22 protein-coding genes are annotated in these 23,609 nt (G+C 55.3%); 18 read left to right on the top strand and 4 right to left on the bottom strand.

From position 1 onward, the window contains the following. Nucleotides 1–74: 74 nt before the first annotated feature. The 3 genes from ACRZ91_RS00325 to ACRZ91_RS00335 all read left to right on the top strand — a co-directional run bounded on the left by ACRZ91_RS00325 (nt 75) and on the right by ACRZ91_RS00335 (nt 2,779). Complete coding sequence (locus tag ACRZ91_RS00325; protein ID WP_480901766.1) at nt 75–1,082, top strand: glycosyltransferase family 2 protein; 1,008 nt, start codon at nt 75–77, stop codon at nt 1,080–1,082. Further along, a complete protein-coding gene (locus ACRZ91_RS00330; RefSeq protein ID WP_480901769.1) occupies nt 1,075–1,686 on the top strand; it encodes a class I SAM-dependent methyltransferase in 612 nt (203 codons plus the stop codon). Before ACRZ91_RS00325 ends, ACRZ91_RS00330 begins: the two co-directional genes overlap by 8 nt. Nucleotides 1,687–1,780: 94 nt before the next feature. After that, complete coding sequence (locus ACRZ91_RS00335; protein ID WP_480901772.1) at nt 1,781–2,779, top strand: glycosyltransferase family 2 protein; 999 nt, start codon at nt 1,781–1,783, stop codon at nt 2,777–2,779. A 293-nt stretch (nt 2,780–3,072) separates the two neighbouring features. On the opposite strand, the gene ACRZ91_RS00340 is transcribed toward ACRZ91_RS00335, so the two are convergent. Next, nucleotides 3,073–3,696, bottom strand: a complete 624-nt coding sequence (locus tag ACRZ91_RS00340; RefSeq protein ID WP_480901774.1) for a hypothetical protein — start codon at nt 3,694–3,696, stop codon at nt 3,073–3,075. A 587-nt stretch (nt 3,697–4,283) separates the two neighbouring features. On the opposite strand from ACRZ91_RS00340, the gene ACRZ91_RS00345 reads away from it, so the two are divergent. The 3 genes from ACRZ91_RS00345 (at nt 4,284) to ACRZ91_RS00355 (ending at nt 7,184) form a co-directional block, all read left to right on the top strand. Continuing rightward, nucleotides 4,284–4,661, top strand: a complete 378-nt coding sequence (locus tag ACRZ91_RS00345; protein ID WP_480901777.1) for a SnoaL-like domain-containing protein — start codon at nt 4,284–4,286, stop codon at nt 4,659–4,661. Between the two features lie 294 nt (nt 4,662–4,955). Beyond that, the gene (locus tag ACRZ91_RS00350; RefSeq protein WP_170468929.1) at nt 4,956–5,459 is read left to right on the top strand and encodes an Hsp20/alpha crystallin family protein; all 504 of its coding nucleotides are present in this window, start codon (nt 4,956–4,958) and stop codon (nt 5,457–5,459) included. Nucleotides 5,460–5,609: 150 nt separating this feature from the next. Continuing rightward, nucleotides 5,610–7,184, top strand: a complete 1,575-nt coding sequence (locus ACRZ91_RS00355; RefSeq protein ID WP_480901780.1) for a trypsin-like peptidase domain-containing protein — start codon at nt 5,610–5,612, stop codon at nt 7,182–7,184. Nucleotides 7,185–7,193: 9 nt separating this feature from the next. Here ACRZ91_RS00355 and ACRZ91_RS00360 read toward each other — a convergent pair whose 3' ends face one another. Further along, nucleotides 7,194–8,810: an MFS transporter gene (locus tag ACRZ91_RS00360; RefSeq protein ID WP_480901782.1), complete on the bottom strand. Its 1,617-nt coding sequence runs from the start codon at nt 8,808–8,810 to the stop codon at nt 7,194–7,196. A 48-nt stretch (nt 8,811–8,858) separates the two neighbouring features. Then, complete coding sequence (locus ACRZ91_RS00365) at nt 8,859–10,079, bottom strand: APC family permease (protein WP_480901784.1); 1,221 nt, start codon at nt 10,077–10,079, stop codon at nt 8,859–8,861. Between the two features lie 264 nt (nt 10,080–10,343). Between ACRZ91_RS00365 and ACRZ91_RS00370 the strand changes: the two genes are divergently transcribed. The 3 genes from ACRZ91_RS00370 (at nt 10,344) to ACRZ91_RS00380 (ending at nt 11,865) form a co-directional block, all read left to right on the top strand. Further along, nucleotides 10,344–10,814 carry a cytochrome c family protein gene (locus tag ACRZ91_RS00370; protein ID WP_170468940.1) on the top strand — a complete coding sequence of 157 codons (471 nt, stop codon included), beginning with the start codon at nt 10,344–10,346 and terminating at the stop codon, nt 10,812–10,814. Nucleotides 10,815–10,947: 133 nt separating this feature from the next. Beyond that, nucleotides 10,948–11,397, top strand: a complete 450-nt coding sequence (locus ACRZ91_RS00375; protein ID WP_170540353.1) for a phasin family protein — start codon at nt 10,948–10,950, stop codon at nt 11,395–11,397. Nucleotides 11,398–11,457: 60 nt separating this feature from the next. Beyond that, nucleotides 11,458–11,865, top strand: a complete 408-nt coding sequence (locus ACRZ91_RS00380; protein WP_170468943.1) for a universal stress protein — start codon at nt 11,458–11,460, stop codon at nt 11,863–11,865. A gap of 124 nt (nt 11,866–11,989) precedes the next feature. Here the strand turns inward: ACRZ91_RS00380 and ACRZ91_RS00385 are convergent, their stop codons facing one another. Then, nucleotides 11,990–12,433, bottom strand: coding sequence for an adenylate/guanylate cyclase domain-containing protein (locus tag ACRZ91_RS00385; RefSeq protein WP_480901787.1), 444 nt, complete (start codon nt 12,431–12,433; stop codon nt 11,990–11,992). A gap of 477 nt (nt 12,434–12,910) precedes the next feature. On the opposite strand from ACRZ91_RS00385, the gene ACRZ91_RS00390 reads away from it, so the two are divergent. The 9 genes from ACRZ91_RS00390 to ACRZ91_RS00430 all read left to right on the top strand — a co-directional run bounded on the left by ACRZ91_RS00390 (nt 12,911) and on the right by ACRZ91_RS00430 (nt 23,599). Next, entirely contained in the window at nt 12,911–13,927 is a 1,017-nt protein-coding gene (locus ACRZ91_RS00390) for a substrate-binding domain-containing protein (protein WP_480901789.1), read from the top strand. A 90-nt stretch (nt 13,928–14,017) separates the two neighbouring features. Then, nucleotides 14,018–15,532, top strand: a complete 1,515-nt coding sequence (locus tag ACRZ91_RS00395; protein WP_480901791.1) for a sugar ABC transporter ATP-binding protein — start codon at nt 14,018–14,020, stop codon at nt 15,530–15,532. Between the two features lie 14 nt (nt 15,533–15,546). Further along, nucleotides 15,547–16,530 carry an ABC transporter permease gene (locus ACRZ91_RS00400; protein ID WP_480901794.1) on the top strand — a complete coding sequence of 328 codons (984 nt, stop codon included), beginning with the start codon at nt 15,547–15,549 and terminating at the stop codon, nt 16,528–16,530. After that, nucleotides 16,530–17,510 carry a sugar-binding transcriptional regulator gene (locus tag ACRZ91_RS00405; RefSeq protein WP_480901797.1) on the top strand — a complete coding sequence of 327 codons (981 nt, stop codon included), beginning with the start codon at nt 16,530–16,532 and terminating at the stop codon, nt 17,508–17,510. Before ACRZ91_RS00400 ends, ACRZ91_RS00405 begins: the two co-directional genes overlap by 1 nt. Then, entirely contained in the window at nt 17,500–18,495 is a 996-nt protein-coding gene (locus ACRZ91_RS00410; RefSeq protein ID WP_480901800.1) for an aldo/keto reductase, read from the top strand. The genes ACRZ91_RS00405 and ACRZ91_RS00410 overlap by 11 nt, the downstream gene beginning before the upstream one ends. Before the next feature lie 30 nt (nt 18,496–18,525). Beyond that, a complete protein-coding gene (locus ACRZ91_RS00415) occupies nt 18,526–20,247 on the top strand; it encodes a glycerol-3-phosphate dehydrogenase/oxidase (RefSeq protein WP_480901803.1) in 1,722 nt (573 codons plus the stop codon). Then, nucleotides 20,238–21,080, top strand: coding sequence for a class I fructose-bisphosphate aldolase (locus ACRZ91_RS00420; protein WP_170770219.1), 843 nt, complete (start codon nt 20,238–20,240; stop codon nt 21,078–21,080). Before ACRZ91_RS00415 ends, ACRZ91_RS00420 begins: the two co-directional genes overlap by 10 nt. After that, nucleotides 21,034–22,584, top strand: a complete 1,551-nt coding sequence (locus ACRZ91_RS00425; RefSeq protein WP_480901805.1) for an FGGY-family carbohydrate kinase — start codon at nt 21,034–21,036, stop codon at nt 22,582–22,584. Before ACRZ91_RS00420 ends, ACRZ91_RS00425 begins: the two co-directional genes overlap by 47 nt. A gap of 4 nt (nt 22,585–22,588) precedes the next feature. Further along, nucleotides 22,589–23,599, top strand: coding sequence for a zinc-binding alcohol dehydrogenase family protein (locus ACRZ91_RS00430; RefSeq protein WP_480901808.1), 1,011 nt, complete (start codon nt 22,589–22,591; stop codon nt 23,597–23,599). Nucleotides 23,600–23,609 lie beyond the last annotated feature (10 nt).

Raw genomic sequence — 23,609 nt, forward strand, 5'->3', positions numbered from 1 at the left:
GTTGGACAAATTCCGGAGGCTATTCTAAACAGATCAACAATAGTCCGATAATGGCACAGGCAAGAGTTTAACTTATGGGAAACGAGACCTTTCTCATCGTGACGACGATGAAGAACGAAGGGCCATTTATGATCGATTGGGTGGCTTACAACCGCGCAATCGGGTTCAATGATATCCTGATCTACACCAACGACTGTTCTGATGGCACAGATGTCATCGGTGATCGGATGCAGGCCTTAGGCTGGGCGCATCATGAGCGCAACAAGATCGGACCACGCGCTGCGCCCCAGAACCGGGCTTTTACCCGATCTCGCAGTCATCCGAGCTATCAGTCCGCAAATTGGATCATGAGCCTGGATGTGGATGAATACATCAATATCCGTTTGCCTGAAGGCAATGTTCAGTCACTGGTAGAGGCAAGCGGTGAAGCTGATGCAATATCGATCTGTTGGCGTATGTTCGGAAATGCCGGCTTAAATGACTTTGTCGATCGACCTGTCCCTGAGATGTTCTTTCAGGCGGCCACCGAAGACAGCTACCCCCATCACCGGACGAAAGGTTTCAAAACGCTATTCCGAAATAACGGCAAGTTTAGTCGGTTTCGCGCCCACCGTCCTCGGATAAATCCAGAGGATGCCCCAAATCCTGACGCACCGTACGAAGGGGTGTTGTGGAGAGATGCAGGCGGAAACCTCTACCCGGCAGATCAGGTGAAATGGAAGGCGTGGCGCGGATTCAGCCATGAATTCGCGCGTATTCACCACTATGCAGTACGAAGTACCGATAGCTTTCTTGTCAAACGTGAACGGGGGCGGACTAACCATGTTGGCCAGGACCAAGGTCTGAAATACTGGCTTGTAATGAATCACAACGACGTCGAAGATCGCTCGATCTTGGGCCACATGCCCGCCATGCATGACATCAAAGCCGAGATGATGGCTGATCCTCAGCTGGCCGAACTTCACCACAAAGCCTGCGAATGGCATAGTGCAAAAGCCGAAGAATTGAAGGCCAGACCTGATTGGCTCGATTTGGTTGAGGCCTTGCAGAATTCTCATATTGGAGAAGACGCCCATGGCTGAAACCGTATCCGCCGAGGACCGCCGCAAGAAACAAGCCCTGCAGCGCGAGCGGAAAGATGCGCTGAGGCGCGAAATGCTCAGGACAATGCCGCACGGAAAGCTCAGCATCGAAATCGGCGTCTGGCGGGGCGAGTTTTCGCGGATATTACTCGATGAATTGAAGCCTTCTAAGCTGTGCCTCATCGACCCATGGGGCGTGCAGCCCGACGCAGATGGTGGCGCATCTTTGGCCGGAGCGCGTAGCCAAAACGATATGGACCGCATCTATGAAGCGGTGAAAAACACATACGCCTCTGAGATAGCGAAGGGTCAAGTTTCGGTAATTCGCGATTTTTCGGTTCCTGCGCTGCGCCTGTTCGAAGATCAGAGTATCGGTTTCGCCTATCTTGATGGAGACCATTCATATGAAGGGGTCAAAGCGGATCTGGATGCGGTATTGCCGAAGATGATCGAAGGCGGTGTCATCATGTTGGACGACTACCATCGGAGGGGATGGTGGAAAGATGGTGTGATGCGTGCACTCCACGAGTTTTTAGGCGCAAACTCGGCGGGCTTGCGTCTCAAGGCGATCAAAGGTGCTCAGGTCGCGGTTCAAAAGCTATAAATAATGAACCAATTTCATATCGAATTGGGGATGTTGGCACCCGAGGAGGACCTACAGAAGATGGCGCCACTTTGGTTCAACCGCAGGGCTTGCAATGACTGACAGGATCGTTGTCTACACGACAATGAAGAACGAAGGCCCGTTCATTATTGATTGGGTGTCCTACTACCTGTCACTCGGCATTGACCATTTCCTCATTTACACCAACGATTGTGATGATGGCACCGATCTGATTGCAGAACGGCTCGGGGATCTGGGCATTGCAACCCATGTTGATAATTCGGTCAAGCCAAAGCAAAGCCCGCAGAACACGATGCTCAGGCGAGTTCGTTCACATCCGAGGTTTCTTGATGCGGACTGGACCTTTTCGCTGGACGTTGATGAATATCTGAACATCCGCCTTCCTGAACCCTCCATGCACAAGTTGCTGGAAAAGTTACAGGAAACCGCAGGAGAGCCTTTTGATGTTGCCTCTTTTGCCTGGAAACTATTCGGATGCGGAGGCATTGAAAACTTCAGCGATATTCCAGTGGCTGAGCAGTTCTTTCTTTGCGATACTGAGCAGGGCTTTTATTCGGGCGTTGCGGGCGGGCTGAAGAGTATAACGCGCAACAACGGGTTATTCACCCGATATGGTCCGCATCGCCCCAAAGGAGTTGCGCCTGAGCGCATGTCCGAGATCAGATGGGTTGATGGTGGCGGGCAACTACTTGACCCCGAAGCTGTGACCTGGCGTGCCACATCCAACTACCGCCATGATTTTGCGCGTATCCATCACTATGTGACGCGTTCAATCGGGTCGTTCATGGTTAAACGGGATCGGGGTAAAACCAATCATATTCACGATGATCAGGCCGAATCCTATTGGAACAATATGAACGCGAATTTGGTTGAGGACCGGTCGATCTTGCCGCTTTGGGAAAAGGCTGCGGTAGAGCGGGAACGTTTGATGTCTGATGACCAACTGGCGTCCTTGCATGCCGCCGCGTGCTCTTGGCACGCGCAGAAAATTGTCGAGCTAAATCAAAGACCGGATTGGGTGGAATTCCGAGAGTTTTTGCACCGGTACAAGACCATGGGCCCCGGTCGCTGACGCATCTCAGGGCCGTAAGAAGTCCTGACGGGGCACCATTCAAAGACGCTGAGGCATAGCTTAATGGCCGCACTGTCGCCAGCGTTAGCGCTCTTGGGGTCTATCGATCAGGGATGCAATACGGCACCGAACAGCGGGAGCGTTCCAACACATGGGAGACAAGCGCAATCCTGACAGAAAAATGTTTCAAGTGGTCCGATATCAGTCCGTTTCCGAAGGAGCCGCCGTTGGCAATTGCGCAGGGTTGAGTGGCCGGCTGAGTAATATCGCGAGTAGTTGCTTCTTCTAACAGTTCACTGCACGACAAACGACACAGTAACCCTCGTCCGCCTTTTATCCTCGTCCTGTATGGAGAGTCGCATCGTGTGCCGCCCAACCGGCAGTTCAGCCGAACGTGCGAGCAGGCGCGAACCTTCGACTGAGGCGTGCTTCATTATTCGTTTGGTCACATTGATCCATGCTGGACCCATACGATAGTCGATCCGAATTGACGACAAATCAACTGCCGTATTTCCTCTCGGGCTAATGTCTACATCAATATTGACAGGCGACTGGACAATATCCTTTTTGGGCGAATTGAAATTTACGAAGGGGCCATCGGATTGAGTAACGGTCAATCCTCGGTCTAGAGACTCAGTAATTTTAGGTTGATTGTCGAGTTCTGCCATTTCAGCTGGAGTAAGCAGGGAGAACGCTTCTTGCTCGCTATTTCGCGGAAGAAGACTCCAAACGGAAAAGGCCAACACAAACAGTATTGCACCAATCAACAACCATCTCGCACGCATTACCCACACATACATCACCTTAAGCAAACCAGAATGAAACGAGACTATCACACAACGAGACAATATCTCAATTTGCGGGACTTGGTCTGAAATCGAGTCGCCCAATTGTAGAAGAAAATGGGCATTGCGCATGGAATCACACGGCAAGTCTTGCGGCGCGATAAAAGCCCAAATCGGGCTACATTTCCCCTATGTGACCCCAAAGAACAAGCATTTGTATCGCTCGGTCTGAGGAGGTCGTGTAAGCTATTGAATTCTTTTGGAGGCGAGTACCAATTTCGAACCCGCGCAAAGGAACTCTATTTCTTAATAAATAACAATTTTTTAGTGAAATGTTGGCGGTACGTGGGTTTGTGAATGTCGCGGGATTGTTGGTTGAAATTGTTCATTGGCTTGTCTTCGCGGTCGATATCGATTGTCGCATGATGGTGCAACACGAGGGGAAGCGGCCCAGGCTTGCCTAAGTCCGCTGATTGGGATGCGGGTCGGTTGATCAGTCAGATATGAGAGTTGGATGCGGAGGTAACTCACCGACCACGAGGCAAGGAGATGGCGCACTGGCTGATGACGGCACCGGGAATTGGGCCGCTCGTTGCCACTGCACTAGTTGTCCTCTCGTTCCCGAACAGGATTCTTCGCCAACATCTAAATTCATTGATCCTCGTCAAGATTGGAAAAGGTATGATGTGATACAGTTGATGCCAAAAATGGGGGCTATCATGAAAGAATTAGTCGAGATTGGAAGAACATTTGTTCAGGCAATGCGTGATCGCAGGGGCCTTGCAAATGTTGATGAAATGTATGCCGAAAACGCTCAATCCATAGAAGCGGTTGTGCCTCCGGTTCGACAGTTTCGCATCACGAAAGGCCGTGATGCTATCAAAGGGAAAAGAGAGGATTGGCTGGCAGCTCATGAAATCATCGAACTCGACGTCGATGGCCCCTATGTTCATCCCCCAAACCGCTTCAGTGTGCGATACAAGGCCAAGGTAACGCAGAAGGAGACTGGGCAACGTATCGCCCTGAGCGAGATTGCTGTTTATTCGGTAGCAGACGGAAAGATTGTATTGGAAGAGTTCTTCATGTTGCCGAAGTAGGAGCGGCAATCCGCAATACTGACGCAGTGTTGGTTTCATCCGCACGCTGGAAGTGTGGCTTGTAAGTGCTTTGATGCGATGGATGGACAATTGGGCATTTGTTTCTACCGCGTGATGCTTGGCCTGGAGATCTGACCGGTAATGCGCCTTGTTTCATTCGCAATGCCGATACGACCGGGATGTCTTTTGACGCGATACCGAGGACGCTTGGTTGCGCAAGATCAAGGTAATTAGATGCATTTTTTGCGATAATGCTGCCTCACCCCAATCGCACCAAAGGAGGAGGATCAGAAAATGCTTGAAGACAAAAAAAACCCGCAACTGTTTGCTGGAACACATCCGCTATCTGATAATTTTCGACGCGAAATGGAATCCATGATGTCACGCTTTTTCGGGGGCGCAGCGCCATTCCTGCCACTGGAAACAGCCGCGCAACGCACGGGCTTCCCGTCGTTGGACATGACGGGTGCGATTTCGCCGGCGATTGACATCCACGAGACGGATGCGGCGATAATTCTCACCGCTGAATTGCCGGGCCTCGAAGAAGACGATGTCGAAGTCGAAATCAAGGACCGCAGATTGACCCTACGAGGCCAGAAGAAGGTCACGCATGATGACACGGGCGATCTGCGCGTTAGTGAGAGAAGCTATGGCAGTTTTACCCGGACAATGACGCTGCCTGATGCAGTCGATATCGAGGAGATTTCTGCTGCGTTTGACAAAGGGGTCCTGCACGTCACGATGCCGAAAACCGAACCTCAGGATCCCAGCCGAAAGATTAAGGTCTCATCGAAATAGGCGCGATGGAGGCGCACGCGCAACCATCATGGTCCGGGCAGCATGCGCGGACCCTTGGTGTTCTTAAAACGAGCACATTATTGCCCACCATAGCGGTTTCACTGCTGGGCATGATAATGTGCCAATAGCGCTGGAGAACTGAGATGGACGATGCGGACGCCTGACAAAAGCGATGTGGAAAGTGAAACGGGCGATGTCCGTGCATTTCTGGAGAGCTTGACCGGGCCGTCCCGCGGAACCGTCACCTGGCTTGTCGGCAACGCTTTGGCTGCTTCGGTGGGTCCTGATTGTATCCTGAAGTTCAGGCGGAAAGAGGATTTGCCCCCGCATGACGAAGACGTGGCGACCATTCAGTGGTCGCAAGGCGGTTACACGCTAAACGCGTTGCCCGGCCGGGATATCTGGGTCAACGGTCAAAAAACCGCTTCTACAATTCTAGGGCATGGCGACATGATTGAATTCGGTGAAGAGGGCCCCATGTCGCGCTACAGGGTGTGTGACCACTCATTCCCTGCACATCATACGGTCGAAGACATAATAAGTGACGCTTATGTGTATACGCGCTCCAGCCGACGACCCTTCGCCAGAAAAATGTCCGGTGCGCTGCGCGAAGGCGGGCGTCGGCTGACATCACAAACCACGGTTTTATTCAGGGTTGCCGTTATCGGTGTGCTTCTTCTGATCTTTGCCTTTGGCTATTTGCTTTTTCAGAACGACCGGAAGCTGGCGGACAGCCTTAAACAGGAATCTCTCAAGATCGAGGCGGTTGCCGTGATGCTCGCGCAGACACGAGAAGATGCATTGACGGCGGATGATCTGGTCGCGCTCAGAGAGGCGTTTGACAACCAGGTAATTTCCACCGAGCAGCGCCTTGGGACATTGGAAGACCGTGCAGGTGCGTCCAGGCGGGTAGTCACGGCCTCGACGCGATCCATTGCCTTTATCCAAGGGGCCTACGGATTGCGACAAACCGAAAGCGGTAAATTGCTGCGGCATGTGCTTGGCCCGGACGGGGAGAAACTAAAAACTCCATTCGGGAAACCATGGATTGAACCGGATGCAACAGGCGCGCCGGCAGAGTTTCAGTTCACCGGAACCGGGTTTCTGCTGCATGGCACCTCTCTGTTGGTGACCAACCGTCATGTCGCCTTGCCCTGGACTACCGGGGATCGGGCGCAGGCCCTGAAGGCCGCAGGGCTTGAGGCCGAGATACTTAGTCTGCTGGCTTATCTGCCAGAGCAATCCAAGCCAATGGAAGCGGTATTGCTTAGGGCAAGCAAAACGGCCGATCTGGCGCTTCTGTCTGTTGATGCGAGCCGGGTTCAAGGGCTCGGGCTTTCACTGGCACCTGACCCGCCGCGGGCAGGTGAAGAAGTTTTCCTGCTTGGATTTCCGACTGGCCTTAAGGCCTTGATTGTGCAGGCCGGGCCGGACTTTCTGAAAACGCTTGAGAGCGATGGCACCGTCGATTTCTGGACGATTGCAAAACACCTTTCAGAGCAGAACAAGATCCGGCCTCTGGCCAGCCGGGGGATCGTCGCCCAGACCAGCCCTGGTGCGGTCGTTTATGATGCGGAAACCACAACCGGCGGAAGCGGCGGACCTGCCCTGAACCGAAACGGCGAGGTGGTTGCCATCAATGCCGCGATCTTACCGGAATTTGGCGGCTCGAATATTGGCGTTCCGGTGTCACACCTCAAGACACTTCTCGATGAAAGCGATTGATCCGCATATTTAATCGCGTGTCTGATAAGACGAGTTTTGCACAATAAAAACCACAGCCAGAGGAACGATAACAGAGATCAAGGCCACGGTAATCAGCAAGTTCCCCAAGTGGCTATAGTCAGCGACGGAGGCAACGGTACCCGTTCTGGGATCGGTAACCGCGCGGGTAACGGTAAAGATCTGATTCAGGTATTTTGTACCGAGGCTGCTTGCTGACAATGCCATGTTGGTGAACGACGCCATGACTGCGAAAAAGGTAGCTTTCAGATGTGTTGGGGCGTTGCGCGCGATCCAGGCCAACATTGGGACCATCGCGATCTGACCCAGCGGTGACTCGACTGCTGTGTCGAGTATGGCGATAAACCTTGCATCCACGACCCCACCAGTGCGCGCGGCCGTCCATTCATGCACCCCGTAGTACAAGGCAAGGTTTGGCAGGGCCAGCACTCCTGCGGCAATCGTGAGTAACACTACAACCTGCGCAATCGAACGACTTGCCATAATCGGCCTGAGGATAATCAGGCCAAGCAGAGCAAGCAGTGAGGTCAGAAGCGCTAGAATGGCCAGGAACTGTTCGTCAAACCCAAGCTCGTCGATCTCGAACCAAGTCAAGCCCGGTCCTGGCAAGGGAACTGCTCGAAAAACGAATATGATAGTTGCTGTCCCGATCAGAACTTTGGCCTGTTTCGACTCCAGCTCTCTCAGCAAACGCGACATGAGGTAGAGAATGACCGTGAGCGACACCGCAAAAACGGTCTCTTGCGCAAAAGCGAAACTTGCTGTCCCCAACACTATGCTGAGAACAACAAACGCAAGTCCGCCCAGCAGTATCGGCCACCTGACTTCGGTGGTTTGATCTGGTCTGTGCGGAAGGTGTCCTTGACGAACGAGGCGACGCTGTATCAGAGCGTGAAGAACCACTCCGCTGATCGAAAGCAAGGGGATAACCAGAGCGACAAGATAGACCTGACCGTAGAGAACCAAACGATCGCCTTTCTCCAGATCTTCTGACCCCGAAAAAATCCAGATGTTAACCGCTGCGACTCCTGCAAACCCGGATATGATCGCGATCCTGCCGAGGGTCTGCATTGTGGTGTGCCGTGCACGAACTTCTTCCGGCGCAAAAGCGCGTCCGTCGCGGTCCGATTGCGGCACCGCTTCTACTGTCATGGCGTCAGCAACGACATCCTGAATGGCATAACCTGAAGGAGCCAACATCAAAGCAACGACGTACCAATCCTCTAGTGGCATAATGCCGGCCATATGGTCAGGCGCAGCCACAAGCCTGTACATGATGAGCAATGACGCCGTGATAAGGGTTGCGCCAACGACAATCAGCAGGGATTTCCAGCGCCAGAACAGATCAACCAGATGACCCAGCGGCATTTTTAGAATCCACGGTAACCCGGCCCAGAATGCCAATCCCGCAACAAAAGCGGCGGATAGATTCAGATATTCCTTAAGAAAAAACGCACCGACGACGGATGTTAGTCCCGAAACCCCGGCCGCAAAGTAAACCATCAATGGTGGTAGGTAAGACCATTGCAATTGCTCGATCAGATCAACAAAGGTCCGGTGCCACCAGCCTGAAATCCGCCTTCCAAGTGTTGATCGGTCAGTGTTCATGCGTCAGTCGGACCCCGTTCTGGTGACCCTGTGCTGTCGGTTTTCCTCTCAGAGAAATCCGGCACCAAAAAGCAGGGCGCTGGTCAGCACCCCAAGGATTGGTACAACAAGAGGTACGCGGAAATGTTCCCGAGTTGACCCAGGCCGAGACTTCAGCAATATCAGCGAGATATTGACCAAAACAAACACTCCCAAAACGATCTGGGATGTGCGTTCCGCCAGTATTCCGATTGGCAGAGTTTGCGTCAGCAGAAGGATTATCGCAACAACCAACAGTGTTGCGACGACCGGTGTTTGGGTTACCTGCGGGACAGTCGCCAGTATTTTCGGCAGATGGTCCCGGTCGGCAAGGCCATAGATCACTCGCGACGCCATGATCATCTGGATCAGGACGCCGTTGACTGTCGCAACAACCGCGACTGCGGCGAACCCCTGTTTAATCACTTCGGGTGCGTTCGTAAAAACCAGGGTAAGCGGAGCTGCCGAAGCTGACAAGGCATCGATAGGAACAACAAGCAGAACCGTCATTGATGTCGCCAGATAAAGACCCGTCGCCAGAACGAGTGTCAAAAGGATGGCCTTTGGAATTGTGTGGGTTGGGTCTTTTACCTCTTCGGCGACGTTTGCCATGTCCTCAAACCCGACAAAGGCAAAAAAGGCCAGCAGAGATGCCGCCATAATACCGCGCCAGGTATTGAGCTCGAGTCCCGGCACCATCTCACTAATTTCATAGCCTTGCGCTTCCTGCACGGACATGCCCCAGCCAATCACAAAAAGAAGCCCCGCAATCTCGATGACCGTGATCACGGCTGCCACAAATACCGATTGTGTAATGCCCCAGAGTGCAATCAGACCCATGACCGACACAACGCCGATCGTAAGTAACGCGGTGCTAAGCCCCGTCAGGGTGTGAAGGTATGAGGCCGCCCCGATCGCAACAGCGGAGGCTGAAATAATCCCAGACGCAGCAACGGCAAGACCGATTAGAACCGCCATCCAGCCCCTTTGAAATCCCGCTTCAACGTATGCCGCTTCTCCCGCGCTTACGGGAAAGCGTGTCGCGAGTTCGGCGTATGACAAAGCCGTCAGCGAAACGACGAGAGCAGCAACAAGAAACGAAATTGCAGCATAAGGGCCCGCGGCCTCGGCGGTAGCGCCGACCAGCACATAAATTCCCGCACCGACGGTAACACCGAGCCCATATAGTGTAAGCAACGGGGTGGTAAGAGAACGCCGGAGTTTAGGTGCCGGTGGATCAACTGTATGCATTCACCTCACTCCTTGATGGACAATTGCCTGGGCGCCGAAGCAGTGCCGCAAACAAGCACCCCAATCATAAATCAAGGGCTCGTCACCACTCATGCCGAGCTTCCGCTAAAACATTCATACTTTGATATGTAATGCTTCATTTGGCATTGATCTATATCATTAGGCGCTAAGACCCGATCAGCGAGGCGGCTTCGACTGCTACGATCGTCCTTTCGTGATGGTTTTTCTCAGTTGGTACTCAAAGGCTGAATATGAGCGAGATCAATGAAACATTCATTCGATATCGCGTATTCTCAACTCGAAATGCTGAACTTGTCGGAGGAACAGATGCTAGTTTGTCGCACACTTCTTTTGTCAATTTTTACTGCAAGTGCTGCACTGGCGCAGGACATAGACCTTCAAAATGGGCACGATCTCTACAGAACTTATTGTTGGCAATGCCATGGTTTCGAGGCCACAGGAGATGGTCCAATGGCGGAGATGCTGGCAATAAGAACACCTGATCTGACGAGGCTCGCGGCCCAAAACGACGGCGTTTTTCCGATTGAGGCGGTGGCGCGTCAAATTGATGGGCGCGCACCATTGCTCGCGCATGGCGGAGAAATGCCCATTTTCGGACCAGCTTTGGATTCGGATCAAAAAGTTGCGCTGACCATGCCTGACGGCCAGCCGATGTTCGCAGGTGTTCCGTTGGCAAATGTAATTTATTACCTGGAGTCTATTCAAATCGAGTAGGATGGTACAAATGCCGCCATTAGATTGTAGAGCACCACTGCTTAAGTTTGGTGACACTGGTTGATCTACATTAAGGTTATTTTTTGCGAGATCTGGTAACATTCAGCATTTGGAAGATGAGGAGGAATCTCCAATGCCTGAAGAGAAGCCAAAATCATGTTACTCCAACCCACTTGTCGATGTTTTTAAGCAGATGCAGCCGACTACCACGGCCAATCCGTTTTTAGGCGCTCAGCTTGAGCAATTCTGGGACACGCAGGAAAAATCACTTAAAGAGGCAGAGGCCTTTGCTCAACATTGGTTTGAGAGGCGTCACGAGGCTGTTCGAACCGCACTGGAAGCTGCGCGTTCGGCGTCTGCCGCAGACCCGACTGATCCGGCGAAAGCACTGCAAACCATAGCAGAGTGGCAGAAGCATTCAGCCGAACGCCTTGTAGCTGACGCACAGGAATGGTTCGAAACAGTTGCCCGATGTGCCGGATATGCAGCGGAAACCGAAGCCGAAGCAGTAGAAAAGACGATAGATGATGTTGCAAGCACAGCAAAGAAAGCGGGTAAGTCTTCGAAATCAGAACCGGTTTAGAGTGCCGCATCACTGCGGAGGCCAGATAGATCGTAGCTGGAGCAATGGAAGGTAGCTAATATGTATAAAAACATTCTGGTACCGGTCGCGCTGGACAAAGATCATGATACACAGGCTTCATTTGAAGCTGCTCGTTTGCTGGCGAATGCAAATGCGGAATTCACAGTGCTCCATGTGCAGGAACCGATCCCTGCATATGTGGCATCCCAGATACCCGAGGAAGTTCTGGCAAACACGCGAAAAGAGCTTCAGGAAGGCCTACATCGGAACGCTGCAGAGCTACCGGGTGCGAAACCGCGGCTTATCTCGGGGAGCGCTGGCCGAGCGATCGTTGATTTCGCAAATGAAAACGACATCGATTGCATAGTGCTGGCCTCACACAAGCCGGGAATCGAAAACTTATTTATTGGGTCGACTGCGAACCGGGTCGTTCACCACGCCAAATGTTCAGTCCACGTGATCCGCTGAGTCGGTTTGTGGTAAGTGCCGCAGGTCGACTAAGCGTCGTGGATGAGTCGACTTTCCAGACCCGAGTTATTTTACGATCGTCACACGCTGCATGACCATGTGGAAACGGAAGGCGTTGATAGGCTCAATGAGTGGGTCCGACTGAATGGGCTGCGAAAGTTGAATTCAGGGGAATGGCATAGCCATGAACAAACACCTGCAATTTTGCTGTGTAGGTCCAAACGCCGATCTTTCCGCGTCTTCCTCTCAAATCTCGCACTCCGGCGGGAATCAATCTTTTGATTAAAGATTGCCCGACCTCGTCCGTCTTATCTATTGCCTCGATCAACAAATCGCTAACCACCAACGAGGCTTTTGGTTTCCGGGACAGCTGCTCAAGCCTGCTTGCGACGTTCACGGTATCGCCGATGACACTGTATTCAAGACGGCGTCGGTTTCCGATGTCACCTGAGACAACGGGACCGAACTGGATGCCAATCCCAATGCGCGCCGGAGGAAGCCCTTCGGCACTCCTGTTACGGTTCCAGATGCTCAATGTCTCAAGCATGTCATGGGTTGGAAGCTTCATAGACCGCGCGGCACTTGAAATTGATGCCAGTACTAATTGAGGCCCGCGACGAAGAACGGCAATGGGAGGGTGCTGTTGTCAAGGGGCTCGATGCAAACTCGGAACCTCAAAAGTCGTACGACAAATCTTTCATCTACAAACAAGTCGCACGCCTCGGCCGGGCTGTCGGACCTGAAGCAAGACAAGACCAACTAAACTCGTGGCTTAGGTTCAGCGAGGTCACCTAAATCGAAATCAAGATTTCCTCTGGGTATTGGCCCGTTCTCGTTGAAACGGGAACAAATCACATGCAAATCAAATTTCGTGAATGAAATAAATTTCAAATAACAAAATTAATACCGAAAATGTTTGACGCCCCCTTCGCGGCGACCTTAAAAGTGGAGATGCAATAAACATCATATAGTGAAATATCTTGCGATTCAGGTGAGGAGGAACAAGGCACCTCAACAGCAAGAGCTTTCTGCAGGGAGGAAATCTATGAAGTACAGTGGATTAAACACATTCTTCGCATCCGCCGCATTGGCAGTTGCTGGAATCACTGCCGAGTCGACGCAGGCCGAAGGCATCATGTGTGAACCCGGCGAGACTTATGTTATGAACGTCATGGTTTCGGGCCATCCCTATTGGGTTCCGGTTTATCAGGGCTTCAAGCAAGCGGCCGAGGCGTTTGGTTGCGATACTGTGTTCTCAGGAACGCCTGACTATGACATCACCAAGCAGATCGCCTCGTTCGAGCAGGATCTGGTAAAGTCGCCAGCGGGTGTTTTGCTGCATCCGATGCAATCCGATCCTTTCATCGAGCCAATCAATCGCGCCATCGACGGCGGCACTGAGATTGTGACATTCGCCGCCGACAGCCCGAATTCCAAGCGTACCGGCTATATCACGTCGGACAACCATGCCGAAGCGAAGTTCGCTGCCGAAGAGATTGTCAAACAAGTGGGTGACAGCGCCGAATATGCGGTTCTTGAGAACCCGGGCCAGTCGAACCATGACCTGCGCGTGACGGCTCTAATCGCGTATATGGAGGCGAACTATCCAAACATGAAACTGGTCGGTCGTCAGGCCACGAACCAGGACAGCAATGCGGCCTATCGTGCGACGGCTTCGATCATTCAGGCCAACCCGAATGTGGCGGCGATCTGGATCCCCGAAGCCGGCTCGGCGGAAGGTGCGGTTGCAGCCAAGCTGGAAGCCAATTCGGATATCTTGATTATGCATGCGGATGTGACGCCCACGACCTTGGAGCATATTCGCGCGGGCAACATCCACATGTCTCTGAACCCCAACCAGGGCGTGCAAGGCTTCATGGGCTTCATGGCAGTGCATCTGGCCAACCGGTCGGGTGTATTCGATCCGTTCAATGACTGGAGAACCAGCGGCTTCAACCCGGTTCAGATCCCGTTCATGGACAATGGCTTTGCGGTCATCACCAAAGACAATGCCGACAGCTTTGATCTGAACGTCTACATGGAAGGCCGCGATCCGGCCTGATCGGGTAACTCCCCAGTGAGCCGCCCGTGCAGTTCCGATTTTCACGGGCGGTTCCAGCGACAAATAAGAGACACCCCAGAAGGTGCTGCCATGCAAGATGACGTGATCCTTCAGATATCGAACCTCAGCAAGTCCTTTGGCCCGGTCAAGGCGCTGCGAGGGATCGATTTTGAACTCCGCAAGGGGGAAATCCACGCGATTGCAGGCGAAAACGGTGCAGGCAAGTCGACCCTGATGAACGTGATCGACGGGATTTTGCAGCCGGACAGCGGGCAGATCGTTCTGAACGGCAAAGCAGTCAAAATCTCGTCACCAACGATGGCGCAGCAACTGGGTATCGGTTTCGTTCATCAGGAAATCGCCCTGTGTCCGGATGTGTCGGTGGCCGAGAATATCTTCATGGCCAAGACCAATGTCAGCCGGTCCTGGCTGATGGATTATTGCAAACTGGAACATGACGCCGTGGATGTGTTTCGCCAGCTCAGCGATATCGACCCATCGGTTCTGGTGAAAAACCTCTCGATCTCGAACCAGCAACTGGTTGAGATTGCAAAGGCCTTGACGCTTGATTGCCGCATTCTGATCCTGGATGAACCTACAGCCGCACTCACGGAAACCGAGGCTCAGACCCTTTTTGGGATCATGCGCAATCTGGCGGATCAGGGGATCTCGATCATCTATATTTCGCACCGTATGGTCGAGATATTCGACAATTGCGACCGGGTGTCGGTGTTCCGGGACGGTCAGCATATCGTCACGAACAATGTGGCCGATGTTCAGCCCAGCGATGTGGTCAACGCGATGGTCGGGCGGGTGATCGATAATCTCTACCCCGACAAACAGGAGGTGCCCTCAGATCAGGTCATCCTTGACGTGCGCAACCTGACCGAAGCGACGCGGTTTCGTGATGTGTCATTCACGCTGAATAAGGGTGAAATTCTGGGTATTGCGGGTCTGATCGGCGCTGGTCGCAGCGAGATCGTCAAGGGCATCTGCCAGCTTGAGGGCGAGGTGACCGGACAAATCTGGCTGAACGGTGAAGAACTGAACCTGCGCAATTACCAGGACAGTATCGCCAAGGGGATGGTGTATTTGTCCGAGGATCGCAAAGGGGATGGGGTGTTCCTGGACCTGCCGATTGCCGCCAACGTCTCGGCTCTGAAGCTGGAGCAGGTGGCCAACGGGATCGGTTTGATCCAGTCGGATTCCGAGGAAGCGCAGGCCGAGGCGTTGGGGCGCAAGCTGAACCTCAAGTGCGGGTCGTTGAGTGATCCGGTTTCATCTCTGTCGGGGGGAAATCAGCAAAAGGTGGCGCTGGCCAAGATGCTCTCGGTCAACCCGCGCCTGATCTTTTTGGATGAACCGACCCGTGGGGTTGATGTGGGCGCGAAATCCGAGATTCACCGCATCCTGCGCGATCTGGCCAATGATGGCGTGGGGATCGTGGTGATCTCATCCGAATTGCCCGAACTGATCGGTGTCTGCGACCGGTTGCTGGTGGTGCGCGAAGGACGCATCAGCGGGCAGGTCACGGACGATGAGATGACAGAAGAAAACATCATGCACCTGGCCTCGGTCATGGACGCGCAGGCCTCGATCGCATGAGCGGAGAGACGAATATGGACAACACCGTAAATCTGGCCCAAGCGGGTGCAACCGACAACACGCCTCTGCTGAAACGCTTGTTTCGGATGCGCGAGACCGGGCTGATCGTCATCATTCTGGCGCTGTTCCTGATTATGTCCTTTGCTTCGCCCTATTTTCTGACCTGGGCCAATATGCGCGCCATGTCGATGGCATTTGCCGTCGATGGCCTGCTGGTGATTGGGATGACGATCCTGCTGATTTCGGGCGGGATCGATCTGTCGGTGGGGTCAGTGACGGCACTGGCGATGGTGATCGCGGGGTGGCTGTTCCTCAGCGGAATTGACCCTTGGGTCGCCTCGGCCATGGCGATTGCGCTGTGTACGGGGATCGGAGCTTTTATGGGATTCGTCGTGACCAAGGTGGGGCTGCACCATTTCATCGTGTCGCTCGCGATCATGGTGATCGCGCGGGGCGCTTGCCTGCTATTCACGGGAGGGCGACCACTGGGCCTTTATACCCTGCCGCCCGAGTTCAAATTCATCGGGCAGGGCACCATCGGCCCGATCCCGATCGTGATCGTGATCTTTCTAGTCTTCGTGATCGCCTTCGACTTCATGCTGCGCCGGACGACCATGTTCCGCAAAGTGTTCTACACCGGCAGCAACGAGAAAGCCGCCGCCTATTCCGGCATCCGCACAAAGAAGGTGATCTTTCTGACTACCACGCTCTGTGGTATCGCGGGCATTATCTACATGGCTCGATTTGGCTCGGCGCAACCCACTTTCGGGCTGGGGCTGGAACTGACCATCATCGCCGCCGCTGTCATCGGCGGGGCCAGCCTGAACGGTGGATCGGGGTCGATCCTTGGTGCGATCCTTGGCGTGATCTTGCTATCATTGGTCTCCAGTTCATTGGCGCTGTTAGATGTGTCGGTCTACTGGCAGGACATCATCCGCGGTTCGATCCTGCTGGCGGCGGTGACCATCGACCATTACCTCAACAAAAGGCGCGGGTGATGGTCGACAAGAAGAAAGACTTTGAACTGATCCGGCAGATCCACACCGTCCTGGTCCTGCATTACCTTGAGGGCAAGAAACAGGCCGATATCGCGCGCGACCTGAACCTGTCGAATTCGAAGGTCAATCGCCTGATCACTCAGGGCCGCAAGATGGGCATGGTCAAGATCGACATCGAGAGCCCGTTCGAGACGCTGATGGATATCGAACGGGGTCTGACCCGTTCGACCACACTGTCGGAGGCTATCGTGACCCCCTCGGTCGCGGGCAGTACCGAAACAACCCTACAGCAAGTTGGCCGTGCCGCCGCAAACCATCTGATTGAGACGCTGCGGGATGGCGATGTCATCGCGATCACTGGCGGCAAGGCGGTCAGTGCCACGGTCGAGGCGTTGGAGCCCGAGCGTGATTTTGACGTTACCGTGGTGCCGCTGACCGGAGGCATTCAGGGCAAGCACTATACGGACGTGAACCATCTTGCGACGCTGATGGCCGACCGATTGGGCGGCAAAACCATGTTGCTTCACGCGCCTCTGTTTGCCGAAAGCCGCGATCAGCGCGATATGCTGGAACAGGTGTCCACGATCCGCGAAGTGCTGGACCTCGCCCGTCGCGCCAATGTAGCGCTGGTGGGTGTCGGGTCCATCGAGCCCGAAGGTTCCAGCTACTACGACTTGCATCCGGTGCCCGAGGCAGACCGCAAGATGTTGATGGGCATGGGCGTGATTGGAGAGTTCCTTGCTCATCTGATCCATATCGACGGATCTGTGTCGAATTATGCGCTGAATTCGCGGTTGGTCTCGGTTGCGCCGACCGATCTGACCCCATGCACACGAGTGATCGGTGTTAGTGCGGGGGCACAAAAAGTATTGCCGATCAAGGCGGTGCTGAACGGAAAGTTTCTCAATTCGCTGATCCTGGACGAAGATACAGCGACTGCAGTCATACGGGAAATGGAAGGAACACGAGATGTCGCATGAGATGCTGACTCGCGAAATCGGAGCATCCGGGATCGAAGCCTCGGTCATCGGGCTGGGCACATGGGCCATCGGTGGCTGGATGTGGGGCGGCACGGATGAGGCCAAATCCATCGCCGCCATTCAGGCCTCGGTCGATGCGGGCGTGACACTCATCGACACGGCGCCTGCCTATGGGCAGGGTGTGGCCGAGGATATTGTAGGCAAAGCGCTGAAAGGCCGCCGCGACAAGGTGGTGCTGGCCACCAAATGCGGGCTGATTTGGCACACGCAAAAGGGCAACCATTTCTTTGACTATGACGGCAAGCCGGTGCATCGCTATCTGGGCAAGGACGCGATTATCTATGAGGTCGAACAAAGCCTGACCCGTCTGGGCACCGACTATATCGACCACTACATCACCCACTGGCAGGACCCGACCACCCCCATCGCTGAGACGATGGAGGCACTGGAGACCCTGAAACAGCAGGGCAAGATCCGGTCCATAGGGGCCAGCAACACCTCGGCAGACGAGGTCAAAGCTTATGTGGCCGCCGGTCAGCTGGATGCGATTCAGGAAGAATATTCGATGGTCAAACGCGACATCGAAGGCACGCTGCTGCCCGAATGTCGTGAGAATGGCGTGTCGGTTCTCAGCTACTCCTCGCTGGCCTTGGGCCTGCTCAGCGGCAAGATCGGGCCGGATCGAGAGTTTACGGGCGACGATCAGCGTAAGGACAATCCACGTTTCTCCATGTCGAACCGGCAGAAAGTGGCGGATCTGATGCAGACCATCGCACCCATTGCCGAAGCGCATGGCGCGACGCTGGCGCAGACGGTCATTGCGTGGACGGTGCAGCAGCCGGGGATCACCTTCTCGCTATGCGGCGCGCGCGATGCAGCGCAGGCGGTCGAGAATGCAAAGGCCGGTCGGTTGCGTCTGACCGAGGCCGAGATTGCCGAAATCGACACCCAGGCCCGCGCGCATCTGAGAGATCTGGACAGCTAAGCCCTGAACCCCGCGAGAAACAGGACCACCATGTCAGAACAACGACAACAAAACCTGGCAAATCTGCGCAAAAACGCCGCGTTTGACGTGGTGATTGTCGGCGGGGGCGTCAACGGCATTGGGGTCTACCGCGAGCTGGCCCTGCAGGGCCTTCGGGTGCTTCTGGTTGAACGGAATGACTTTGCCTCGGGCTGCAGTGCTGCGCCCTCGCGGATGATCCATGGAGGGCTTCGTTATCTGGAGAATGGTGAGTTCGATCTGGTGCGGGAATCCCTGCAGGAACGCGATGCCCTTCTTCTGAACGCACCGCATATGGTGCGGCCCTTGCCGACGGTCATTCCAATCACCTCGGTGTTTTCGGGTATGTTCAACGCAGCGGCCAGCTTTATTGGCTGGCAGGGCAAGCCTTCGAGCCGGGGCTCAGTGCCGATCAAACTGGGCCTGTCGCTTTATGATTGGGTAACGCGCAAGCGGCGCATCCTGCCCAGGCATCATTTCAACAGCGCCGGCCAGACCCGCAAGGACTGGCCCGCTTTGACCCCAAAGGCCACACGCTCGGCGGTGTATTATGATGCCCAGATCACCCATCCTGAGCGGCTGTGCGTTGAGATGATCCGCGATGTCGCGGCCGAGGCCTCGGACTGCATCGCATTGAACTATGCGGAAATGACGCGGGATGACGACAGCTATTCCGTCACCGACCGGCGCAGCGGTGCCACTGTGCCAGTGATGCCTAAAGTGATCGTCAACGCCACCGGAGCGTGGCTTGATGACACGGTCAATGGGCTAGGTGGCCGGGTCAATGAACGGATGGTCTCGGGCACCAAGGGATCGCACCTGATCATCGACAACCCAGCGCTGCACCAGGCGCTTGGCGGTCATATGGTCTATTTTGAAAACACCGACGGGCGCGTCTGCATCGTCTTTCCCTATCAGGGCAAGGTCCTGGCCGGATCGACCGATATCCGCGTTGACAAGGCCGAACGGGTGCGGTGTGAGCCCGACGAGCTGGACTATATCCTGGGTTCGCTGCGACTGGTGTTTCCGGGGGTCGAGATCACGCTTGATCAGGTGGTGTTTAGCTATAGCGGCATCCGCCCGCTGCCGCGCAGTGATCAGGATTTCACCGGGCGCATCTCGCGCGGGCATGATACGCGGCGGTTGGACGGGGATGTGCCGCAATTCTGCATGGTCGGCGGCAAATGGACCACGTTCCGCGCCTTTGGTGAACAAGCCGCAGATGAGGTGATGGCTGAGTTGGAGCACACACGCCGGGCCTCGACCCTTGGGCTGCCCATTGGCGGCGGTGCGCAATTCCCTGATGATCGTGAGAGCTTGAAATCCCGTCTGGTTGCGGATTTTCGCATCGCACCCGAGCGGGCACATCACCTGATGGAGCACTATGGGACACAAGCGGATGACGTGGCGCAGTTCTGCCAGTCTGTTCAGGACGCACCGCTCACGCAAGGATGCCTCTATACTCGCGCCGAAATCATCTGGCTGACGCGCACCGAATATGTCGAGACCCTGTCCGACATCGTACTGCGTCGGACCGCGTTGGCTATCACGGGGCAAATCTCGAACGCGCTGCTGGCACAGCTTGCCGATGTCTTTGCCCATGAGCGCGGCCTTAGCCCGCAAGAAACCAACGATCAAAAACAAGCACTTATTAATGAATTGTCCGAGTTTTATGGCGTCACCGCCGAGGCTCTGGCCGCACGAAACAAGAAACGGAGAACAGAATGCGTGTAAGCACCAAGGCCCGGATGAACCGGATGTTTACCAATGGGGGCTGTCTGGACGTGGCGATTGACCACGGGGTCTGTAATGAGCCCAGCTTCATGGTTGGGCTTGAGGATATGGCCAGTGTCATGGACACGCTGATAGGGGCCAAGCCGGACGCGATTCAGTGCGCCTATGGTCAGGCGGATCTGCTGCAATCGCGGCCCGAAAAGGACAAGCCCGCGCTGGTCATGCGGATCGACATGGGCAACCCCTATAACGATCAGCGCCACCGGGTCATGTGGTCGATGCTGCAAAACGCCGACGAGCCGATCATCGGTGCGCTGGAGATGGATGCGGCTGCCGTTGTGGTCAACCTGTTCATGCTGCCCGATGAGCCCGAGCTGTTCCGCCAATGCGTCGAAAACATCAGCAAGGTGCGCGCGGCCTGCCACAAATATGGCATGCCGCTGATGATCGAACCTCTGGTCATGCTGCCCAATGATGTGCGTGGCGGTTATCAGGTGGATGGCAATGCTGAAAAGATCGTGACGCTGGTGCGACTGGCCTCGGAAATGGGGGCGGACATCATCAAGGCCGACCCCACAGAAAACCCCGAGGACTTTCATCGCGTGATCGAGGCCGCGCGCGTGCCGGTTCTGGTCCGTGGCGGTGGCAAGGAAGATCTCAAGAACGTGCTAATGAAGTCCGCGGCCCTTATGGCACAAGGCGCGCAGGGGATGGTCTATGGCCGCAATATCTATCAGCACGACAACCCCAAGGCGGTTGTGGCGGCGCTGATGGCGATGATCCACAATGGCGCCAGTGGCGAAGAAGCGTGGGATATCTATAACCGTGGCTAAGGACGGGTATATTCTGGGGCTGGATGCAGGGAATACGGTCATCAAGGCCGTGCTCTTCGATCTGCAGGGCCGCCCCGTGGCGATGCAGGCGCTCGACGGTCAATCCTCGACCCCTCAGCCTGGGCATGTGGAACGCGACCTGAATGAGCTATGGTCCAATGCCCGGCAGGTGATCGCCGGATGCATCGAAAAGGCCGGGGTTGCGCCCAATCAGATCATCGGTGTGGGCTGCGCGGGCCATGGCAACGGGCTTTATCTGCTGGACAAGGCGGGCAAACCTTTGGTGGGCATCCAGTCTCTGGATGCCCGCGCCGCCGGATTGGCCGAGGAACTGTCCGAAGCCGCAGGCGACGCGCTGCATGCGCTGTGCCTGCAAAAACCGTGGCCGTCCCAGACGCCAGTCTTACTGGCCTGGATCAAACGCCACCGGCCCGATGTCTATGCGCAAACCGGCACGGTCATGCTGTGCAAGGATTTCATCACCTACAAACTGACGGGTGAACGGGTCAGTGATATCTCGGATATGTCCGGTTGTGGCCTGACGCAAATGCCGGATTGTACCTATGATGACGGGTTGCTGGCGCTCTACGGCCTTGGCGATGCGCGCGATATGCTGCCGCGCCTGATCGACCCGGCGGAGATTGCCGGAACCGTCAGCGACGAGGCCGCGAACGCAACCGGTCTGAACGCAGGTACGCCTGTTATCGGCGGCTATTTCGACGTAGTTTCCAGCGCGATGGGGTCAGGCGTTGTCCGTGCCGGAGAGGCCTCGATCATCGCAGGGACGTGGAGCATCAATCAGGTGTTCTCGGATACGCCGGCGGTTAATGACGATCTGTTTATGGCCTCGGGCTTCGGACCAAACCGCTTCGTGAATATCGAGGCCAGTGCCACCTCGGCGGCTAATCTGGAATGGTATGTGCGCGAATTTGTCGAACGCGGCGCGCATCACGATGACCCGTTCGGATACTGCAATGTCAAAGTGGCCGAGGTCACGCCCGCAGCGGATGATCCGTTTTTTCACCCGTTCCTCTATGGCTCGGGGCAGGCGGCGTCATTCCGGGGTGGGTTCTATGGCGTTGCCGGCTGGCATGGCGAAGGTCACATGTTGCGCGCCTTGTTCGAAGGCGTGCTTTTCGAGCATCGCCGACACATCGAAGTTCTGAAATCCGCAGAGGTCAGTTTCGATCGGGCGGTTCTGTCCGGTGGCGGATCGCGCAGCCCGGTCTGGCCGCAGATGTTCGCCGATTGCCTCGGCGTTCCGATTTACGTGGCCGAAGCGCAGGAAACCGGAGCCTTGGGTGCGGCCATCGGGGTTTCGGTCGCCACAGGCACCTACGGATCGTACGAAGAGGCCATCACCCAAATGACCCGCCGCAAGTCCGAGTTCCAGCCCGACACCGAAATGCAAGCGCACTACGACGCCCGGTATGCGCAGTATCTCGCGCTGATCAAGGCGATGCGCGGGTTTTGGGACTCTGCTCAGGCAGCAATCGAAAGGTAAGCAAATGAAAGCTGTGGGTTTTTTGAAATCACTACCAATTGAAGCACAGGATAGCCTGTTGGATGTGGACCTTCCCGAACCGGAGGTGCTGCCCAACGATCTTCTGGTGGAGATTGAGGCGATCTCGGTCAACCCCGCAGATGCCAAACGCCGCATCCGCACCGCAGCGGAGCAGGACCATGCGGAGCCGTTCATTCTGGGATATGACGCTGTTGGCATTGTTCGCGATAAAGGGCCCGAAGTTACGGGTTTCACCAAGGGCGACCGGGTTTGGTATGCAGGCGATGCCAATCGCGCCGGGTCCTATGCTGCGTTTCAGGCGGTCGATCATCGGATAGCGTCACATGCGCCGTCCTCGGTCAGCCCGGCGGCAGCGGCGTCATTGCCCTTGGTCTCGCTGACCGCGTGGGAGATGCTGTTTGACCGGCTGCAAGTGCCGACAAATGAGGCGCCTTCCAGTCTGTTGGTAATCGGCGGGGCCGGAGGGGTCGGATCGATCACCATGCAACTGGCGCGCAAGCTGACCGGTCTGCATCTGATCGCAACCGCCTCGCGCCAGGAAACGGAAGACTGGTGCCGGGATATGGGCGCGCATCAGGTGGTCAACCACCGCGATCTGATTGCCGAGGTACGGGCGGCGGGACACGAATCCGTAAGCTATATCACTCAATATGCCGACACCGCGCAGCATTGGGACGCCATGTGCGAGTTGATCGCGCCGCAGGGCCGGATTGGCACCATCGTCGAGACCCCTGATAAGCTGGACATTTCAGCCCTGCAAGGAAAGTCTGCCGCGCTGATGTGGGAATTGATGTTCACCCGATCTCTGTTCGGTACCGCGGATATGGCGCGGCAGGGGCAGATATTGGACCGGGTTGCCCGCTTGGTCGATGACGGGATCATCCGCACGACCGAGCAGAAAACGCTGCACGGCTTGTCTGCGGCTACATTGAAAAAGGCACATGCGATCATTGAAACCGGTCGCATGATCGGCAAGCTTGTCGTCGCGTACTAACCAGAAAGAC

Source organism: Ruegeria sp. O11 (genome assembly GCF_056535285.1).

Excerpts from the sequence above, each read along its gene's own strand:
- ACRZ91_RS00430 (WP_480901808.1), top strand. The coding sequence starts at position 22,589 with ATGAAAGCTGTGGGTTTTTTGAAATCACTACCAATTGAAGCACAGGAT.
- ACRZ91_RS00365 (WP_480901784.1), bottom strand. The coding sequence starts at position 10,079 with ATGCATACAGTTGATCCACCGGCACCTAAACTCCGGCGTTCTCTTACC.
- ACRZ91_RS00350 (WP_170468929.1), top strand. The coding sequence starts at position 4,956 with ATGCTTGAAGACAAAAAAAACCCGCAACTGTTTGCTGGAACACATCCG.
- ACRZ91_RS00405 (WP_480901797.1), top strand. The coding sequence starts at position 16,530 with ATGGTCGACAAGAAGAAAGACTTTGAACTGATCCGGCAGATCCACACC.
- ACRZ91_RS00415 (WP_480901803.1), top strand. The coding sequence starts at position 18,526 with ATGTCAGAACAACGACAACAAAACCTGGCAAATCTGCGCAAAAACGCC.
- ACRZ91_RS00420 (WP_170770219.1), top strand. The coding sequence starts at position 20,238 with ATGCGTGTAAGCACCAAGGCCCGGATGAACCGGATGTTTACCAATGGG.
- ACRZ91_RS00325 (WP_480901766.1), top strand. The coding sequence starts at position 75 with ATGGGAAACGAGACCTTTCTCATCGTGACGACGATGAAGAACGAAGGG.
- ACRZ91_RS00425 (WP_480901805.1), top strand. The coding sequence starts at position 21,034 with ATGGCGCCAGTGGCGAAGAAGCGTGGGATATCTATAACCGTGGCTAAG.
- ACRZ91_RS00410 (WP_480901800.1), top strand. The coding sequence starts at position 17,500 with ATGTCGCATGAGATGCTGACTCGCGAAATCGGAGCATCCGGGATCGAA.
- ACRZ91_RS00375 (WP_170540353.1), top strand. The coding sequence starts at position 10,948 with ATGCCTGAAGAGAAGCCAAAATCATGTTACTCCAACCCACTTGTCGAT.
- ACRZ91_RS00395 (WP_480901791.1), top strand. The coding sequence starts at position 14,018 with ATGCAAGATGACGTGATCCTTCAGATATCGAACCTCAGCAAGTCCTTT.
- ACRZ91_RS00340 (WP_480901774.1), bottom strand. The coding sequence starts at position 3,696 with ATGCGCAATGCCCATTTTCTTCTACAATTGGGCGACTCGATTTCAGAC.
- ACRZ91_RS00380 (WP_170468943.1), top strand. The coding sequence starts at position 11,458 with ATGTATAAAAACATTCTGGTACCGGTCGCGCTGGACAAAGATCATGAT.
- ACRZ91_RS00355 (WP_480901780.1), top strand. The coding sequence starts at position 5,610 with ATGCGGACGCCTGACAAAAGCGATGTGGAAAGTGAAACGGGCGATGTC.
- ACRZ91_RS00330 (WP_480901769.1), top strand. The coding sequence starts at position 1,075 with ATGGCTGAAACCGTATCCGCCGAGGACCGCCGCAAGAAACAAGCCCTG.
- ACRZ91_RS00360 (WP_480901782.1), bottom strand. The coding sequence starts at position 8,810 with ATGAACACTGACCGATCAACACTTGGAAGGCGGATTTCAGGCTGGTGG.
- ACRZ91_RS00390 (WP_480901789.1), top strand. The coding sequence starts at position 12,911 with ATGAAGTACAGTGGATTAAACACATTCTTCGCATCCGCCGCATTGGCA.
- ACRZ91_RS00345 (WP_480901777.1), top strand. The coding sequence starts at position 4,284 with ATGAAAGAATTAGTCGAGATTGGAAGAACATTTGTTCAGGCAATGCGT.
- ACRZ91_RS00335 (WP_480901772.1), top strand. The coding sequence starts at position 1,781 with ATGACTGACAGGATCGTTGTCTACACGACAATGAAGAACGAAGGCCCG.
- ACRZ91_RS00385 (WP_480901787.1), bottom strand. The coding sequence starts at position 12,433 with ATGAAGCTTCCAACCCATGACATGCTTGAGACATTGAGCATCTGGAAC.
- ACRZ91_RS00370 (WP_170468940.1), top strand. The coding sequence starts at position 10,344 with ATGAAACATTCATTCGATATCGCGTATTCTCAACTCGAAATGCTGAAC.
- ACRZ91_RS00400 (WP_480901794.1), top strand. The coding sequence starts at position 15,547 with ATGGACAACACCGTAAATCTGGCCCAAGCGGGTGCAACCGACAACACG.